The organism is Rhodococcus sp. SMB37, from assembly GCF_004345605.1.
Classification (GTDB): Bacteria; Actinomycetota; Actinomycetes; order Mycobacteriales; family Mycobacteriaceae; genus Rhodococcus.
In genome coordinates this window covers 1-15951 of the sequence record NZ_SLVY01000017.1, presented here as the reverse complement: position 1 = coordinate 15951, position 15951 = coordinate 1, and the positions used below count along the sequence as shown (strand labels likewise).

15 protein-coding genes and 1 tRNA gene are annotated in these 15951 nt (G+C 67.8%); 14 read left to right on the top strand and 2 right to left on the bottom strand.

Going from position 1 to position 15951, the window contains the following annotated elements; genetic code table 11:
- Nucleotides 1-67: 67 nt before the first annotated feature.
- Nucleotides 68-922, bottom strand: a complete 855-nt coding sequence (locus tag EV641_RS23005; RefSeq protein WP_132474862.1) for an HAD-IB family hydrolase — start codon at nucleotides 920-922, stop codon at nucleotides 68-70.
- A gap of 373 nt (nucleotides 923-1295) precedes the next feature.
- On the opposite strand from EV641_RS23005, the gene ssd reads away from it, so the two are divergent.
- The 8 genes from ssd to EV641_RS22965 all read left to right on the top strand — a co-directional run bounded on the left by ssd (nucleotide 1296) and on the right by EV641_RS22965 (nucleotide 7267).
- Nucleotides 1296-2357, top strand: a complete 1062-nt coding sequence (gene ssd, locus EV641_RS23000; protein ID WP_132474860.1) for a septum site-determining protein Ssd — start codon at nucleotides 1296-1298, stop codon at nucleotides 2355-2357.
- Complete coding sequence (locus EV641_RS22995) at nucleotides 2354-3526, top strand: TadA family conjugal transfer-associated ATPase (RefSeq protein ID WP_132474858.1); 1173 nt, start codon at nucleotides 2354-2356, stop codon at nucleotides 3524-3526. Before ssd ends, EV641_RS22995 begins: the two co-directional genes overlap by 4 nt.
- On the top strand, nucleotides 3523-4323 hold the full coding sequence (locus EV641_RS22990; protein WP_132474856.1) for a type II secretion system F family protein: 801 nt from the start codon (nucleotides 3523-3525) through the stop codon (nucleotides 4321-4323). The genes EV641_RS22995 and EV641_RS22990 overlap by 4 nt, the downstream gene beginning before the upstream one ends.
- 8 nt (nucleotides 4324-4331) lie before the next feature.
- The gene (locus EV641_RS22985) at nucleotides 4332-4901 is read left to right on the top strand and encodes a type II secretion system F family protein (protein ID WP_132475038.1); all 570 of its coding nucleotides are present in this window, start codon (nucleotides 4332-4334) and stop codon (nucleotides 4899-4901) included.
- Nucleotides 4902-4990: 89 nt separating this feature from the next.
- Nucleotides 4991-5155, top strand: coding sequence for a DUF4244 domain-containing protein (locus EV641_RS22980; RefSeq protein WP_132475036.1), 165 nt, complete (start codon nucleotides 4991-4993; stop codon nucleotides 5153-5155).
- A 47-nt stretch (nucleotides 5156-5202) separates the two neighbouring features.
- On the top strand, nucleotides 5203-5517 hold the full coding sequence (locus EV641_RS22975) for a TadE family type IV pilus minor pilin (RefSeq protein WP_132474854.1): 315 nt from the start codon (nucleotides 5203-5205) through the stop codon (nucleotides 5515-5517).
- 84 nt (nucleotides 5518-5601) lie between these two features.
- Nucleotides 5602-6750, top strand: a complete 1149-nt coding sequence (locus tag EV641_RS22970) for an RNA-guided endonuclease TnpB family protein (RefSeq protein WP_132474852.1) — start codon at nucleotides 5602-5604, stop codon at nucleotides 6748-6750.
- A gap of 16 nt (nucleotides 6751-6766) precedes the next feature.
- Nucleotides 6767-7267 carry an Rv3654c family TadE-like protein gene (locus EV641_RS22965; protein ID WP_347238247.1) on the top strand — a complete coding sequence of 167 codons (501 nt, stop codon included), beginning with the start codon at nucleotides 6767-6769 and terminating at the stop codon, nucleotides 7265-7267.
- Between the two features lie 21 nt (nucleotides 7268-7288).
- Here EV641_RS22965 and EV641_RS22960 read toward each other — a convergent pair whose 3' ends face one another.
- A complete protein-coding gene (locus tag EV641_RS22960; protein WP_132474850.1) occupies nucleotides 7289-9643 on the bottom strand; it encodes a DEAD/DEAH box helicase in 2355 nt (784 codons plus the stop codon).
- A gap of 348 nt (nucleotides 9644-9991) precedes the next feature.
- Here EV641_RS22960 and EV641_RS22955 point away from each other — a divergent pair, with 348 nt between their 5' ends.
- The 6 genes from EV641_RS22955 (at nucleotide 9992) to EV641_RS22930 (ending at nucleotide 15840) form a co-directional block, all read left to right on the top strand.
- Entirely contained in the window at nucleotides 9992-10195 is a 204-nt protein-coding gene (locus EV641_RS22955) for a cold-shock protein (RefSeq protein WP_054720028.1), read from the top strand.
- A 132-nt stretch (nucleotides 10196-10327) separates the two neighbouring features.
- Nucleotides 10328-10936, top strand: coding sequence for a hypothetical protein (locus tag EV641_RS22950; protein WP_132474848.1), 609 nt, complete (start codon nucleotides 10328-10330; stop codon nucleotides 10934-10936).
- Between the two features lie 115 nt (nucleotides 10937-11051).
- Complete coding sequence (topA, locus tag EV641_RS22945) at nucleotides 11052-14003, top strand: type I DNA topoisomerase (protein WP_132474846.1); 2952 nt, start codon at nucleotides 11052-11054, stop codon at nucleotides 14001-14003.
- Between the two features lie 46 nt (nucleotides 14004-14049).
- Nucleotides 14050-15237 (top strand): DNA polymerase III subunit delta', encoded by a 1188-nt coding sequence (locus tag EV641_RS22940; RefSeq protein WP_132474844.1) that lies wholly within the window; start codon nucleotides 14050-14052, stop codon nucleotides 15235-15237.
- A gap of 62 nt (nucleotides 15238-15299) precedes the next feature.
- Nucleotides 15300-15372 (top strand) — tRNA-Thr (locus EV641_RS22935).
- Between the two features lie 270 nt (nucleotides 15373-15642).
- Complete coding sequence (locus EV641_RS22930; protein ID WP_054719110.1) at nucleotides 15643-15840, top strand: hypothetical protein; 198 nt, start codon at nucleotides 15643-15645, stop codon at nucleotides 15838-15840.
- Nucleotides 15841-15951 lie beyond the last annotated feature (111 nt).

The following is a 15951-nucleotide window of genomic DNA, read 5'->3' as shown; positions in this document are numbered from 1 at the left end:
CCCGTGCTTCCGTAACTCATTTGTACCCCGTACTTTCGGCGTCGGCAAGCCCCTGGCTCGGAAAGATTCAGCCGGGGAGTGGGGTGAGGCGAAGGTGTTGCGCAGGGCCGTGCCGGCGCCCGGCGAGGTAGACTGCGGCACCGGTGATCAACGCCGCCGCGGCTCCTGCGACGGCCAGTCCGAGGAGCCCTTTCGCCGACGGCCGGACGCGTCGCGACAACGGTACCGGTCGGGTGAAAGTCAATATGGGCCAGTCATTTTCATTCGCGACACGGCGTAACACCCGGTCGGGATTGACCGCACGCGGCTTGCCGACCACCTGCAGCATCGGCACGTCCGTCGCAGAATCCGAGTACGCATAACAACGCGCCAGGTCGTAGCCGTGGCTGACTGCGAGCTCGCGGATCGCGGTGCTCTTCGCCTCACCGAAGCAGTAGAACTCGAGTTCCCCGGCGTACCGCCCGTGGACGATCCTCATCCGACTTGCAGCGCTGTACGAGGCACCGAGTGCCTGGGCGATCGGCGTGACGACCTCTTCGCCCGACGCCGACACGATCACCACGTCGTGGCCGCGGGCATGGTGGTCTGCGATCAGGTCCTTGGCTTCCGCGTACACCAACGGCGTGACTATCTCGTCGAGGGTCTCGTCCACGATCGAGCGGATCTGTTCCACGTCCCAGCCCTTGCACATCTGCGCTATGTGCTCGCGCATCCGGTCGACGCGCTCCTGGTCGACGGTGGACAGCACGAAGAGCAGCTGCGCGTAAGTGCTCGCCAGCACCGCGCGGTGGCTGAGCAGGCCGTGCTCGAAGAACGGGCGGGTGAATGCGAGGACGCTCGATTTGGCGATCACGGTCTTGTCGAGGTCGAAGAAGGCGGCGATCCGACCGGACTCGGCGGGATCCGCGGTCGCATCTGTCACGTGCTCCACCATAGGGCCCGCGGTGCCACTTCCGCGGCTCGGATGAGCGCCACGCCACGCGGATGTTTGAACTTGCAAACACCGAGTATGGAAGGTGTAGTATCGCGACAGTCTGGATATCCAGGCAGTGTTCAGCCCGACCCCCCGGGGCTGAACTCCGACGGCCCTCGCCTCCTCCCCCCCTGGCGAGGGTCGTCCCTTTTGTTCGGGGCGGTTGTCCTACCTGCGCCGATGACGTCTCGGCGTGCCGCGCCGAGTCGCACGGACTTCCTGCAGCAACGAGTTGTCCACAGGCGCCTGATCCATCCACAGATTCGGCGATACCGGCGAATCGGCCTTCCGCGGCAGCCGCGGAGCCCGCACGCTGTGCGGCATGAACGACGTCCTTGCACTGATCGGCGACGCGACCCTCCTGGCAAGCCTGCGCCGTGTGGCAGCGGCAGCAGACCGGCAACTGGCCGAACCGACCGTCCTACCGCGGCGCCGCGCATGGCTGGATGCGGGCCTGGTGGTGGTCGACCGCGACGAAGCGCTCTCCTGCGCTGCTGCGCTGCCCCGCAGATCAGGGATCGTGTTGGTCTGCCCGGGTGCACCCGGCCTGGACGAGTGGCAGGCCGCGGCCACGGTGGGCGCCGAACACGTGCTGGGTCTTCCCGATGACGAAGTGGAACTGCTCGCCGTCCTCGGTGCGGCGGCCGAACCCGAAGCGGGTGGAGGCACGGTGTTCGCGGTGGTCGGTGGCTGTGGCGGTGCAGGCGCCTCGACCTTCGCTGCCGCACTCGCGTGGGCGGCTGCCGCCCGGGGTGCACCCGGTGTCCTTCTCGTCGACGCCGACCCTTTCGGCGCGGGACTGGACACCCTCACTGGGCTCGAGGAACGCGCAGGTATCCGATGGTCGGGCCTGACGGTCGACTCGGGCAGTGTCTCTGCCCGGGCCTTGCGCGATGCCGTACCCGAATGGCTGTCCGGAGTGGGGGTGCTCGCCGGCGACCGGGGTGCCGAGCGTATCGGCGCGGCCCCGCTCACCGCGGTCCTCGAAGCAGCGCGCCGTGCGGGCGTGGCCGTGGTCTGCGACGTGGCCCGTACATTCGACGAGGTCGCCGAGGCCGCGATCGCTGCTGCCGACACCACCGTGCTCGTCACCCAGGCACGGGTGAGCGGCGCGTTGGCTGCCGCCCGGACGGCGGACTGGCTCACGGGTCGCGCCGCCACAGCGGGAGTCGTGGTGCGGGGGCCCGCACCCGGCGGTTTGCGCGCAGCCGACGTCGCCGCAGTGGTGGGACTGCCGCTGCTGGCCGCGATGCGTCCTCAGCCCGGGCTCGCAGAGGCCCTCGAACGTGGCGGCCTGCGACTTCGGCAGCGGTCGCCGCTCGTCGTTGCTGCCTTCGAGGTCTTCGACTCCTCCGCTCACGCCGGGCCGAGGGGTGCCGCATGAACGATGTCCTCGACGCCGAACTGCTCGACCGGGTACGCGATCGGCTCGCGGCCGAACCTGGTGATCTGTCACCCGCACGGGTCGCGACCGCGCTGCGCGCCGAAGCCGGCGGTGTGCTCGGCGACACCGATCTTCTCGTCGCTCTGCGCCATCTCCAGACCGAGCTCACGGGAGCCGGCCCACTCGAAGCGTTACTCTCCGACCCCACAGTGACGGATGTGCTGGTCACCGCCCCCGACCGGGTGTGGGTCGACTGTGGTGGCGGTCTGACGCTCACGCCGGTGACCTTTCCGGACGAGGCCGCCGTCCGGCGGCTCGCGCAGCGTCTCGCATTGTTCGCCGGGCGCCGACTCGACGATGCGCAGATGTGGGTCGACGGTCGCCTCCCTGGGCACGGCGAGTTCGGTGTCCGCCTGCACGCAGTACTCGCCCCCGTCGCCCAGGGTGGAACGTGCCTGTCACTGCGCGTGCTGAGGCCGGCGACGCAGGGACTCGACGCGTTGGTCGAGCGCGGAGCGGTGCATCCCGATGCCCACCGGTTGCTCCGCAGGATCGTATCGGCGCGCCTGGCCTTCCTCGTCGTCGGCGGAACCGGCGCGGGCAAGACGACGCTCTTGGCGGCGCTCCTCGGCGCGGTCGACCCCGCGGAACGAATCGTGTGCGTCGAGGACGCCGCAGAACTCGTGCCCGATCACCCACATGTGGTGCGTCTCGTCGCCCGAGCACCGAACGTCGAAGGTGTCGGGGAGGTCACCGTGCGCGATCTCGTGCGTCAGGCATTGCGGATGCGGCCGGACCGGATCGTCGTCGGTGAGGTGCGGGGCGCCGAGGTGGTCGATCTCCTGACAGCGTTGAACACAGGCCATGACGGCGGCGCGGGCACCGTGCACGCGAACTCACCCGACGAAGTGCCCGCCCGACTCGAAGCGCTCGCAGCCCTCGGCGGACTCGATCGCGCCGCACTGCACAGTCAGCTCGCCGCCGCCGTCCAGGTGATCCTGCACGTCCACCGGGCTCCCGACGGATCCAGGAGGCTCGTCGAGATCGGAGTGGTCGAACGCGACCAGATCGCCGGGGTTCTGGTGGTGCCCGCGTGGACATATGCCGGCGGTGCCGCGCCTCGTTCGGAAAGGCTCGAACGGATCCTGCGGTCGAGGGAGGAGTCGTGACCGTATCAGCCCTGTGCCTGGCGGCTGCCGTCCTCGCTGCCCCTGGTGCCGACGCGCGCCGGAGACTCGAACGACGTGAAGTCGCATCACCGGCGACGTTGCGCCGACCGAACCGAGTGCTCTGCGCGGTGGTCGCCGCCTCGGCCGGGTCGATCCTCATCGGAGTGGGCGCAGCCGTCGCCGTGGCGGTCGCAGCGGCCACGATCGTGTACCGCCTGCGTCGCCGCCAACGGGCGGCGCGTCTCGACACCGACCGTCGGACCCTGCTCTCCGGCCTCGATATGGTGATCGCGGAACTGCACGTCGGCGCGCATCCCGCCGACGCATGCGACACGGCCGCGTGCGAAACCACCGGGCCGACCTCGGACTCGCTGCGGGTCGCGGCGGCGCGGGCGCGGCTGGGCGGGTCCGCGTCTGACGGGTTACGCGGTGCAGCAAGCGAATTCGAGGAAGAGGGGATCGGCGAGAGTCTCGTCCGGGTTGCCGACGCCTGGTCGGTCTCCGACCGCCACGGACTGGCGCTCGCGGAACTGTTGTCGGCGGCCCGGTCCGATCTCGCGGCCCGTATGCGTATCCGGACGCGCACCGACGCCGGTCTCGCCGGCGCCCGCGCCACTGCGACGGTTCTCGCCGCGCTTCCATTGCTCGGAGTGGCACTGGGACAGCTCATGGGAGCGGCGCCGCTGACGACGCTCCTCGGCGGCGGACTCGGTGCCGTGCTGCTGGTGCTCGGCACGGTGCTCGTGTGCGCCGGATTGCTGTGGACCGACCGCATCGCCGACAGAGTCGGCCGGTGACCGGGTCGATGTTGCTGCCGTCGTTGTGCCTTGCTGCCGCACTGGTTGCGGTGCCGGACCCGGGAACACGGAGGTTGCAGTCCTTGCACGGATCATCCGTCCCCACGACGAGTATCGCGACCGGTGACGCGCAGGATCCATATGCGATCGCCGCCGCGTTCGATCTCTTCGCGGCGTGCCTGCGGGCCGGGATGCCGGCAGCATCCGCGGCGGGTGTGGTCGCGGAGTCCGCGCCGGCCGCGCTCGCTGCGGCACTTCGGCGAGGAGCCGACCGCTTGAAGCTCGGTGCCGATCCGGCCGCCGCGTGGTCTGCGGACGGCGACGCACTGCTCGAAGACTTCGCTCGCGCCGCCCGGAGATCGGCGAAATCCGGTGCGCCACTGTCCGACATCGTGGCCGAACTCGCCGTGCGGCATCGTACCGAGGCCGAAGACAAAGCCGCCGGCGACATCGAACGCGCAGGTGTGCTCGTGAGCGGCCCGCTCGGCCTGTGCTTCCTGCCGGCGTTCGTGTGCTTGGGCATTGTGCCGGTGGTGATCGGCCTGGCCCGGGGTGTCCTGGGGTCAGGGCTGTTGTGACGTCGACGCGGACCGTCCGCATCGGCAGAGAGGGGAAACTCGTGTTCACCGAATCCACAGAAGAAGATGGGTCGTTCGTCCGCCGTGTCGTGAAGGTGGCGGGTGGCGACGACGGCATGTCGACGGCGGAGTATGCCATCGGCACCATTGCCGCGGCGGCCTTCGGGGCCGTGTTGTACACGGTCGTGACCGGAGACGGAATCGTGTCGGCGCTGACCGGCATCGTCGAACGAGCCCTCAACACCTCGGTGTGACGGTGTGGGCTCGTGCTCGTCGTGTCGCTGCGCGGGACGAGGGCGGCGTGACAGTCGAAGCGGCGCTTGCGATCGCCTCGCTCATCACAGTTCTGACATTGTGTCTCGGTGCCGTGCTGTGTATTTCGCAGCAGGTGCAGTGTCAGGACGCGGCGCGTGAGGCGGCGCGGCTCGCGGCGCGTGGCGACGAGGCCCGGGCGGTCGAGGTGGCCGCCCGGGTGGCACCTTCCGGTGCGCACATCGAGGTGGGTGCGGAAGACGATCTCGTCGTCGCGACCGTGAGCGTCGACGCGCGGCTGTTCCCGATGATCACCCTGACGGCCGACGCCGTTGCGGTCCGCGAACCGGGGGAGGTGTCGTGACCGGAGAACGTAGCGCGCAAGCCCGGTCCTTCAGGGCCGGGTCGGCGCATCAATTGTGTCGGTGGCCTCCAATAGGGTCTGGGTGTGCAGCTCCGATACCAGTACCGCGTCTACCCGACGCCCGGGCAGCAGCACATGCTGGCCCGGTCGTTCGGATGCGCACGGGTGGTGTTCAACGATGCGCTGCGCGCCCGGCAGGACGCGTACGCGGCCGGGGTGAAGCTCTCGGACACCGACGTGCAGAAGCAGGTGGTCACCGAGGCGAAGAAGACCCCACAACGGGCGTGGCTGGCCGAAGTAGCGTCGGTAGCGCTGGTGCAGTCGGTGCGCGACTCGGCAGTGGCCTACCGCAACTGGTTCGACTCGATGTCGGGGAAGCGGAAGGGCCGCAAGGTCGGGGCGCCGCGGTTCCGGTCCCGCAAGGACAACCGGCAGGCGATCCGGCTGACCCGCAACGGGTTCTCGCTGCGCCCGAACGGGAAGTTGTATATCGCGAAGGTCGGCGAGGTGACGGTGGCGTGGTCGCGGGAGTTGCCGTCGGAGCCGTCGAGTGTGTCGATCATCAAGGACGCGGCCGGACGTTATTTCGCGTCGTTCGTGGTGGAGACGACCGACGTGGCGTTGCCGGAGTGCGGCGCGGAGGTGGGGATCGATCTGGGTTTGACGACGTTCGCGGTGCTCTCGGACGGGGAGGTCATCGAGTCCCCGAAGTTCCTCCGCCAGGCCGAACGGCGGTTGAAGAAGGCGCAGCAAGCCCTGTCCCACAAGGACAAGGGCAGCAGGAATCGGGCGAAGGCACGTATGCGTGTCGCGAAGGCCCATGCCACGGTGGCCGATGCCCGCAAGGATTGGGCGCACAAGCAGTCCACGGTGATCATCCGCGAGAATCAAGCGGTGTTCGTCGAGGATTTGTGTGTCACCGGGTTGGCGCGGACACGGTTGGCGAAGTCGGTGCACGATGCCGGGTGGGCGATGTTCACCCGCATGGTGGAGGAGAAGGCCGCCCGGTACGGGCGGACCTTCGTCAAGGTGGACCGCTGGTTCCCGTCGAGTCAGTTGTGCTCGGTGTGCGGGATGAAGGACGGCCCGAAGCCGCTTTCGATTCGGGAGTGGCAGTGCGCGGCGTGTGGGGTGGTCCACGACCGCGACCTCAACGCTGCGAAGAACATCCACGCGGCCGGGCGGGCCGAGTGGTTGAACGCCTGCGGAGGGACTGTAAATCCTGCCGTTTAGCGGGAGGTAAGTCCCTGTGAAACAGGAACCCACCGGAGTGGCGCGTAGTGCTGCAGGAGGAATCCCGGTTGTTCATGGCAGGGAGGACGTCAATCGGTTGGACCTGCGCGACGAGCGCGGCAGCGCGAGCATCCTCGGGTGCTGCATCATGGCCGCGCTCATCACGATCACCGCGACCGTTCTGCACGTCGGAGCGGTCGTGGTGGTCCGTCACCGCCTGCAGGCCGCGGCTGACCTGGCGGCGCTGGCCGTCGCGTCGTCACTCGACCGTGGATCCGTCGAGGCCTGTGTGGTGGCGCAGACCGTGGCCGACCGCATGGATGTGGGCGTGCGGAGTTGCCGGATAGACGGGTGGGACGCGGTTGTGGAGACCCATGCTCCGGTGTCGCCGGTGTTCGGCGACCGGGAAGCGTCGGCGATCGCCCGGGCCGGTCCTGCGGCACCCGAGCTCGATGCACCGTCGGCCGAATCCGATTCCACGGCCGAGCGCGTCCGGCGACACGGGGCGCACGAATGAGCAGTGGCTCTCGTTCGGTCGTTACGGTGAACTGTCGATCCCGTCCAGAATCGCGGACAGCAGCGTGATCGCCCCGGCCTTGTCGAGCGGATCATTGCCGTTCCCGCACTTGGGGGAATGCACGCACGACGGGCAGCCGTCGAGGCATTCGCATGCCTGCACTGCATCGCGGGTAGCGTTGAGCCACTGGATGATCCGTGAGAATCCACGTTCGGCGAAACCGGCGCCGCCCGGATGCCCGTCGTAGACGAAGACGGTGGGCAATCCGGTGTCGGCGTGCAGGTCGGTCGACACGCCACCGATATCGCCGCGATCGCACGTCGCGACGAGAGGGAGCAATCCGATGGCGGCGTGCTCGGCGGCATGCAGAGCGCCCGGAACACGCTCGGGCGTCAACCCGATCCGGTCGAGCAGCTCCGGTGTGACGGTGTACAGCACGGCGCGAGTGGGCAGGGACTGCGCCGGCATATCCAACTCGATCTGGTCGAGCACCTCTCCGGAGGGGAGACGCCGGAGATAGGCGACCACCTGCCCGGTCACCTCGACTGCCGCCATGCGCACGGTGACAGGCCCGTACGTCCGGGTCTCCTCCACAGCGACGACTCGGATGTCGGTGACCTCCCGCACCGACGTCGACCACTCCGGATTCTCGGCGTGCACGAATGCGACGCCGTCGTCGAGGTGCAGTTCGTCGACGACGAAGGTCTCGCCCTGGTGGAGATGCACTGCACCGGGGTGGACGGTCGCGGGTGCACGCCCGGCTTCGACGGTGCCGAGCATCCGGCCTGTGTCGGCCTCGACGATCGCGACCTGATGGCCGATGCCGCCGCGGATGTCGACTTCGGCGTGCGGGTGGGTGTCCGGTGTGACGAACCAACCGTGCGGGCGCCGACGGATCAGACCCTGCTTCGCCAGGTCGGTGAGCAGGTCGTGCACGTCGAATCCGTCGACCTCCGCGTGCGAGAGCGGCAACTCCGATGCGGCGCACAACAGCTGCGGTCCGAGTACGTACGGATTCGCCGGGTCGGTCACGGTCGCCTCGACCGGCCTGTCGAGCAGCGCCTGCGGGTGGTGCACGAGATAGGTGTCGAGTGGATCGTCGCGCGCGACGAGAACGACGAGCGAACCCTGACCACGCCGTCCGGCCCGACCGCCCTGCTGCCAGAACGACGCGACCGAACCAGGGAACCCGGCGACGACCACGGCGTCGAGACCTGCGATGTCGACACCGAGTTCGAGCGCGTTCGTGCTCGCGACACCGAGCAACCGGCCGTCGGACAGGGCCGCCTCGAGATCGCGACGGTCCTCCGCGAGATACCCGGCGCGATAGGTCGCGACACGGTCCACGAGGTCGGGCGCCGATTCGGCGAGCAGACGCCGTGTGCCCATCGCGGTGAGTTCCGCGCCGTGACGTGAACGGACGAATGCCAGCGTGCGCGCGCCTTCGACGACGAGGTCGGCGAGCAGCCGAGCGGCCTCGGTACCGGCAGCCCGGCGCACGGGCGCACCGTGCTCGCCGGTGACTTCCCGCAGCAGCGGTGGTTCCCACAACGCGACGGTGCGCGGACCGTGGGGCGAGCCGTCCTCGGTCACCTCCGCGCACGGCGCTCCGATCAACCGCGAGGCGGCGGCTCCCGGATCGGCGGTGGTGGCGGAGGCCAGGATGAACACCGGGTCGGCGCCGTAATGGTGCGCGAGGCGACGCAACCGCCTGATGATCAGCGCGACGTGCGACCCGAAGACTCCCCGGTACGAATGGCACTCGTCGATCACGACGTAACGCAGCCGACGCAACAGCCGCGCCCAGCGTGCGTGGCCGGGCAGGATCGCCAGGTGCAGCATGTCGGGGTTGGTGAAGATCCACCGAGAATGGCTACGCGCCCATCGGCGCAGTTCCGTGGAGGTGTCGCCGTCGTACGCACATGGATGGACGGTCGACAGGTCGGGCGTCGCCCCGGTCAGTTCTGTCACCGCGCGCAATTGGTCGGCGCCGAGCGCCTTCGTGGGGGATAGATACAGCGCGGTGGCCTGCAGGTCGGACGCGAGTGCCGTGAGCACCGGAAGCTGGTAGGCGACGGATTTGCCCGACGCGGTACCGGTGGACACCACGACGTTGTTGCCTGCGACCGCGAGATCCGAGGCGTGGATCTGATGACACCAGGGCTCCGACACGCCTTGTCCGCGGAGAGCGTCGACCACGGATCCGGCGGCCCAGTCCGGCCAGCGGGCGTGTCGTGCCTTCCGGGTGGGTAGTTCGGCGATGTGGGTGAGTGGGTGTTCGTTCGATGGTGTGCCGGCGAGCAGTCGGTCGAGCAGCGCCTGTCCGTAGCCCGGGGCAGTGGTTCCACCGGGGTGGATAGGTGATGAACTGTTCACACGTCGGCTCCGCTGGATCGAATTCGGCGCGGGCGGGTGCGGCGTAGCATCGACCGCAGACCTCTACCCGCAGGTAAATGCTACCGAGCGGCCTACAAGATCAGAATTTTGGCGCGATTGTGCCATACCTACTGTTGTGACCGCCCAGAACATGATTGACTGGCACGCGGTCGCAGCTTCTGTGTTCGTAGACTTGAGAAAGTGCACGCTCGCAGGATCGTGGTTGCGAGCGGTGTGCTTTAGCTCTTCCAACGGGGGATTCGAAAGGTACAGCGGTCGGAATCGGGACCTGGCGTCCGCTGTCCCCAGCGGCTCGTCGAATCCGGTGTTAGAAAGAGAAGGAAAAGCATGGCACAGGGCACTGTGAAGTGGTTCAACGCGGAGAAGGGCTTCGGCTTCATCGCTCCGGAGGACGGCTCTGCCGACGTGTTCGTTCACTACTCCGAGATCCAGGGTGCCGGTTTCCGCACCCTCGAGGAGAACCAGCGCGTCGAGTTCGAGGTGGGCCAGGGCACCAAGGGCCCGCAGGCCACCGGTGTGCGCGCCGTCTGATCCGACGCGCTCCACCGAGCACCTCTGAGGGCGATCGCCCTCACTCCATCGTCCCCTGTCGCCACCGGCGATGGGGGACGATGGCCTTTCGGGGCAAGACAACCGGAAATGGCCACAGACAGGGAGGAAGCAGTGAGTCAACTGTCCTTCTTGGGCGCCGATACCGCGCCGCCTGCACTGTCCGATCTGAGCGGGTTGCTTGCGGCGCAGGGACAGATCGTGTTGCATACCGCCCACTCGGCGCAGATTTCGGTGACGGTCGATGAGTCGTGGCGCGCGTCCGCGATCGCCGACCGAATGGTCGCGACGGGGCTGACCGCAGAGATCGGTACGGCACCGGACGGGTCTCCGCGGGTGCACACCGCCGACGTTCCGGATCTCGTCCCACTCGCGACCGCGTGGTCGCGGGGCGGAACCAAGAGCGTCCCGGCCGGATGGGTCCCGAACGCCGGCGCGCTGAGGACGTGGTTCCTGGCAGCGGGCCGGATGGAGGCCGAAGGCGAGAGGTATGTCCTCGGGCTCGATCCGGATGCGCCCGGTACCTACGTTGCACTCTCCGAGGCTTTGATGCTGGCCGGAATCGCCCCCACCTTGATCAGTCCGTATGGCGCCCCACCTGGGCTGAGAGTGTCGGGACCGCGCCGCATCGCGCGGCTCGAGGAGAGTATCGGAGCGCCCCCCGACCACTCCGAGGCCCGCGCGATCTGGCCACGTCACGAGCACGGAGAGCACCACATGTGACGAGCGATCGACCGACTATGTGCGACCCTGTGTGTGACCGAGTCGGGGAGACGGGTCGGTATACATGTCTTCGAGAGACGGACATGTCGGCAAAAGGGAAGGTTCAGGCGTCACGGTGGCAGCACGGGACAAAGGCACGTCGGACAACGCGTCGGGTACGCGCCGACTCGTCATCGTAGAATCTCCGACCAAGGCGAAGAAGATCGCTCCCTACCTGGGGCGCAACTATGTCGTCGAAGCCTCCGTCGGCCACATCCGCGACCTTCCACGCGGCGCAGCGGACGTCCCGGCCAAGTACAAGGGTGAGTCGTGGGCGCGGCTCGGCGTCGATGTCGATCACGACTTCGAGCCGTTGTACGTCGTCAGCCCCGAGAAGAAGTCGAAGGTCACCGAGCTCAAGTCGCTCCTGAAGGACGCCGACGAGCTCTACCTCGCCACCGACCCCGACCGCGAGGGCGAAGCCATCGCGTGGCACCTCCTCGAGACGCTCAAGCCGAAGGTGCCGGTCCGCCGGATGGTCTTCCACGAGATCACCGAACCCGCGATCCGCGCAGCGGCGGAGAACACCCGCGAGCTCGACAACGATCTGGTCGACGCGCAGGAAACCCGACGCATCCTCGATCGCCTGTACGGCTACGAGGTCAGCCCGGTGCTGTGGAAGAAAGTCATGCCGCGACTGTCGGCGGGCCGAGTCCAGTCGGTCGCGACCCGTGTCATCGTGCGACGCGAACGCGAGCGCATGGCATTCAAGTCCGCCGAGTACTGGGACATCGCCGCGACCATGGACGCCGGTGCCGACGCGAGCCCCCGCTCGTTCGGCGCGCGCCTCGTCAACGTCGACGGTTCCCGCGTCGCTGCAGGTCGCGACTTCGGCCCCGACGGCGCTCTGAAGACCGACGGTGTCGTCGTGCTCGACGAGGCATACGCCCGTCGACTCGCCGACGCACTGTCCGGTGTCGCGCTGACGGTGTCGTCGGCGGAGAGCAAGCCGTATACGCGCAAGCCCTACGCACCGTTCATGACCTCCACGCTCCAGCAGGAGGCCGGCCGCAAGCTCCGGTTCTCGTCCGAACGCACGATGCGCATCGCGCAGCGGTTGTACGAGAACGGCTACATCACCTATATGCGTACCGACTCGACGACGCTGTCCGAGTCGGCGATCGCCGCGGCCCGCTCGCAGGCCACACAGCTGTACGGCGCGGAATACGTGCACGCGACGCCCCGTCAGTACACCCGCAAGGTCAAGAACGCGCAGGAAGCGCACGAGGCGATCCGGCCCGCCGGCGACGTCTTCGCGACTCCGGGCGAACTGCATGCGCGCCTCGACACCGACGAGTTCAAGCTGTACGAGCTGATCTGGCAGCGTACGGTCGCGTCGCAGATGGCCGACGCTCGCGGTACCACTCTCACGCTCCGCATCGCGGGCACCGCCGGGACCGGCGAAGTGTGCACCTTCTCGTCGTCGGGTCGCACGATCACGTTCGCGGGCTTCCTCAAGGCCTACGTCGAAAGCGTCGACGAAGAGGCCGGCGGTCAGTCGGACGACGCAGAGTCGCGTCTGCCCAACCTCAGCGAGGGTGCGGCGGTGACCGCGACGAAACTCGATCCGGATGGGCACTCGACCAATCCGCCCGCCCGGTTCACCGAAGCGAGCCTGATCAAGACCCTCGAAGAGTTGGGTATCGGGCGTCCGTCGACCTACGCGTCGATCATCAAGACGATTCTCGACCGCGGCTATGTCTACAAGCGTGGCAGTGCGCTGGTGCCGTCGTGGGTGGCGTTCGCGGTGATCGGCCTGCTCGAGGCTCATTTCGCTCAGCTGGTCGACTACGACTTCACCGCGGGTATGGAGGACGATCTCGACGAGATCGCCGCCGGTCAGGAGCAGCGCAGCGCGTGGCTGTCCCGGTTCTACTTCGGTGGCGAGCACGGCGATGAGGACTCGGTCGCACGCAAGGGGGGCCTGAAGAAGCTGGTCGGGCAGAACCTCGAGGACATCGATGCCCGCGAGATCAACTCGATCAGGTTGTTCGACGATGCGGAGGGTCGCGAGATCCACGTGCGGGTGGGCCGGTTCGGCCCGTACCTCGAGCGGATGGTCGTCGACCCCGACAACCCGGATGGCGACCTCATCTCGCAGCGCGCGAACCTGCCCGAGGATCTGCCGCCGGACGAGCTGACCCTGGAATACGCAGAGAAGCTCTTCTCGACCCCGCAGGAGGGCCGGGTGCTCGGCGTCGATCCGGCGACCGGACACGAGATCGTGGCCCGCGAGGGTCGCTTCGGTCCGTACGTCACCGAGTTGCTGCCCGAGCCGAAGCCCGAGCCCGAGCCGGAGCCCGATGTCACCCCCGTCCCGGTCGAAGAGCTGACGAGTGGCGGCGCAACGAAGACCGCGACCAAGACGGCCGCGAAGAAGGCGGCCAAGAAGGCGCCGGCGAAGAAAGCGACGAAGAAGGCCACCGGCCCGAAGCCGCGCACGGCGTCGCTGCTCAAGACGATGGAGTTGTCATCCGTCACGCTCGACGACGCCCTGCGGTTGCTGTCACTGCCGCGTGTCGTCGGTGTCGATCCGGAGTCCGGCGACGAAATCACCGCGCAGAACGGTCGCTACGGTCCGTATCTGAAGAAGGGCACCGATTCGCGTTCGCTGGCGACCGAGGAACAGATGTTCACCGTCACCCTCGAGGAAGCGCTGAAGATCTACTCCGAGCCGAAGCGCCGCGGACGTCAGGCGGCTGCTGTACCTCCGCTACGTGAACTCGGCGTCGATCCGGTCAGCGAGAAGCCGATGGTCATCAAGGACGGCCGTTTCGGGCCGTACGTCACCGACGGCGAGACCAACGCGAGCCTGCGCAAGGGTGATGAGGTCGGCACGATCACCGACGAACGCGCATCCGAGCTGTTGGCGGATCGCCGTGCCCGGGGACCGGCGAAGAAGACCACCAAGAAGGCGGCGAAGAAGGCTCCGGCCAAGAAGACGGCGGCGAAGAAGACCGCAGCCAAGAAGACCGCGGCGAAGAAGACCGCGGCGAAGAAGACCGCCACCGAGGAGACGACCGACTGATCCGCCCGGACCGAGGTCGTCGGTGCCGATCGCTACGCTGAGCCCCATGCCCGGAGTCTTCGATCGTCTCGTCGGTCAACACGATGTCGAGACCGACCTCGTCGGTGCGGCCGTGGCCGCCCGTACCGGCGCCTCCGGTTCTGCGATGACCCACTCCTGGCTGTTCACGGGCCCGCCCGGATCAGGTCGCTCCATTGCGGCCCTGTGCTTCGCAGCGGCACTGCAGTGCACCGACGACGCAAGCCCCGGGTGCGGTCGCTGCCACGCGTGCACCACCACGATGGCGGGCACTCACGGCGATGTCCGACGCGTCGTTCCCGAAGGCCTGACGATCAGCGTCAAGGCGATGCGCGAGATCGTGCAGGTCGCGGCGCGGCGGCCGAGTACCGGGCGTTGGCAGGTCGTCGTCATCGAAGACGCCGACCGTCTTACGGAAGGCGCCGCGAACGCGCTGCTCAAGGTCGTCGAGGAGCCGCCGCAGCGCACGGTGTTCCTGCTGTGCGCGCCGTCGGTCGATCCTGAGGACATCTCGGTGACCCTGCGGTCGCGGTGCCGCCACGTCGGGCTGATCACCCCGAGCGTCGACTCGATCGCCCAGGTCCTTCGCGACGTGGACGGTATCGCTGCAGATGCCGCGCAGTGGGCCGCGTCGGTCAGTGGTGGCCATGTGGGTCGTGCTCGACGTCTCGCCACAGATCCGGCTGCTCGCGACAACCGCAAACGTGCGCTCGATGTTGCCGGCGCTGTACTGCGACCCGCCACCACCTATACCGCCGCGGACGAACTCGGTAAGAGTGCGGAGACCGAGGCGAAGGAGATCAGCGCAGACCGGGACGAACGGGAAACCGAAGAACTCAGGACGGCGCTCGGTGCCGGCGGAACCGGTAAGGGCGCGGCCGGTGCGCTACGAGGTTCGGCGGGAGTACTCAAGGAACTCGAACGCACCCAGAAATCGCGCAAGACCCGCACCGAGCGCGACATCATGGACCGCGCCCTCATCGACCTGGCCGGATTGTACCGGGACGCGCTCGCTCATTCGATGGGTGCGGCTGCGACGCCCAACCACCCCGACATGGCGGACCGTGCCCGCGACCTCGCATCCCGAACGAGGCCGGAAGGGCTCCTCGACTGCATCGAAGCGATCCTCGACTGCCGTGAGGCGCTCACACAGAACGTCAAACCACGCTTCGCGCTGGCCGCCATGGCCGCCCGTCTGAGCGCCGCGTTCCGGTGATCCCCCTGCCGGTTTGCATCGGGCAGGGGGGGTTCGGCTAGACTTCGGACGCCGCAAGGCGCGCTGCCTTAGCTCAGTCGGTAGAGCATTTCACTCGTAATGAAAAGGTCGAGAGTTCGATTCTCTCAGGCAGCTCAGTGACGAAGGCCCCGTCCCACCAGGGACGGGGCCTTCGTCGTTCCCGGGACATCTCCGGATATGCGTGGATCATGGGAACCATGCTGATCGAACTGTTCTCCCTCATCCTGATCCTCGGCGCACTGGCGGTAGTGCTTCCGATGGCGATCCGCGTCTTCCGCAACCGCGACGATCGCTGAGCAGGATCCGCATCCGGAGGCGCCGGCACCTGTACGGCAAGCCACGGCGTCTCTCGACAAGCTGCAGTGCACAGCTCATGCTCGATACATGAGCGAGTCGTTGAAGGAACGGGTGCGCGACAAGATCCTCCGGCAGCGCATCGAAGACGGTGGCCGGCCCATCGGGGACGCCGAAGGAGACGACCCCAGGGCCATGGACCTGAACCACGATCTGATGTTGCTCGACGGCGCAGAGGAGGACGACGCCGTCGTACAGGCCCTCGCGGAGAAATACTGGGTGCCCTGATAGCAGGAATGCCTCGTTGACCTGGCGATTTGGTGTTCTCGCGAACCGTCGCGTAACTTATTCCAGGTCAGAGCGACACGGACACCGACCCGGACCGCAAGGTCAGGGACA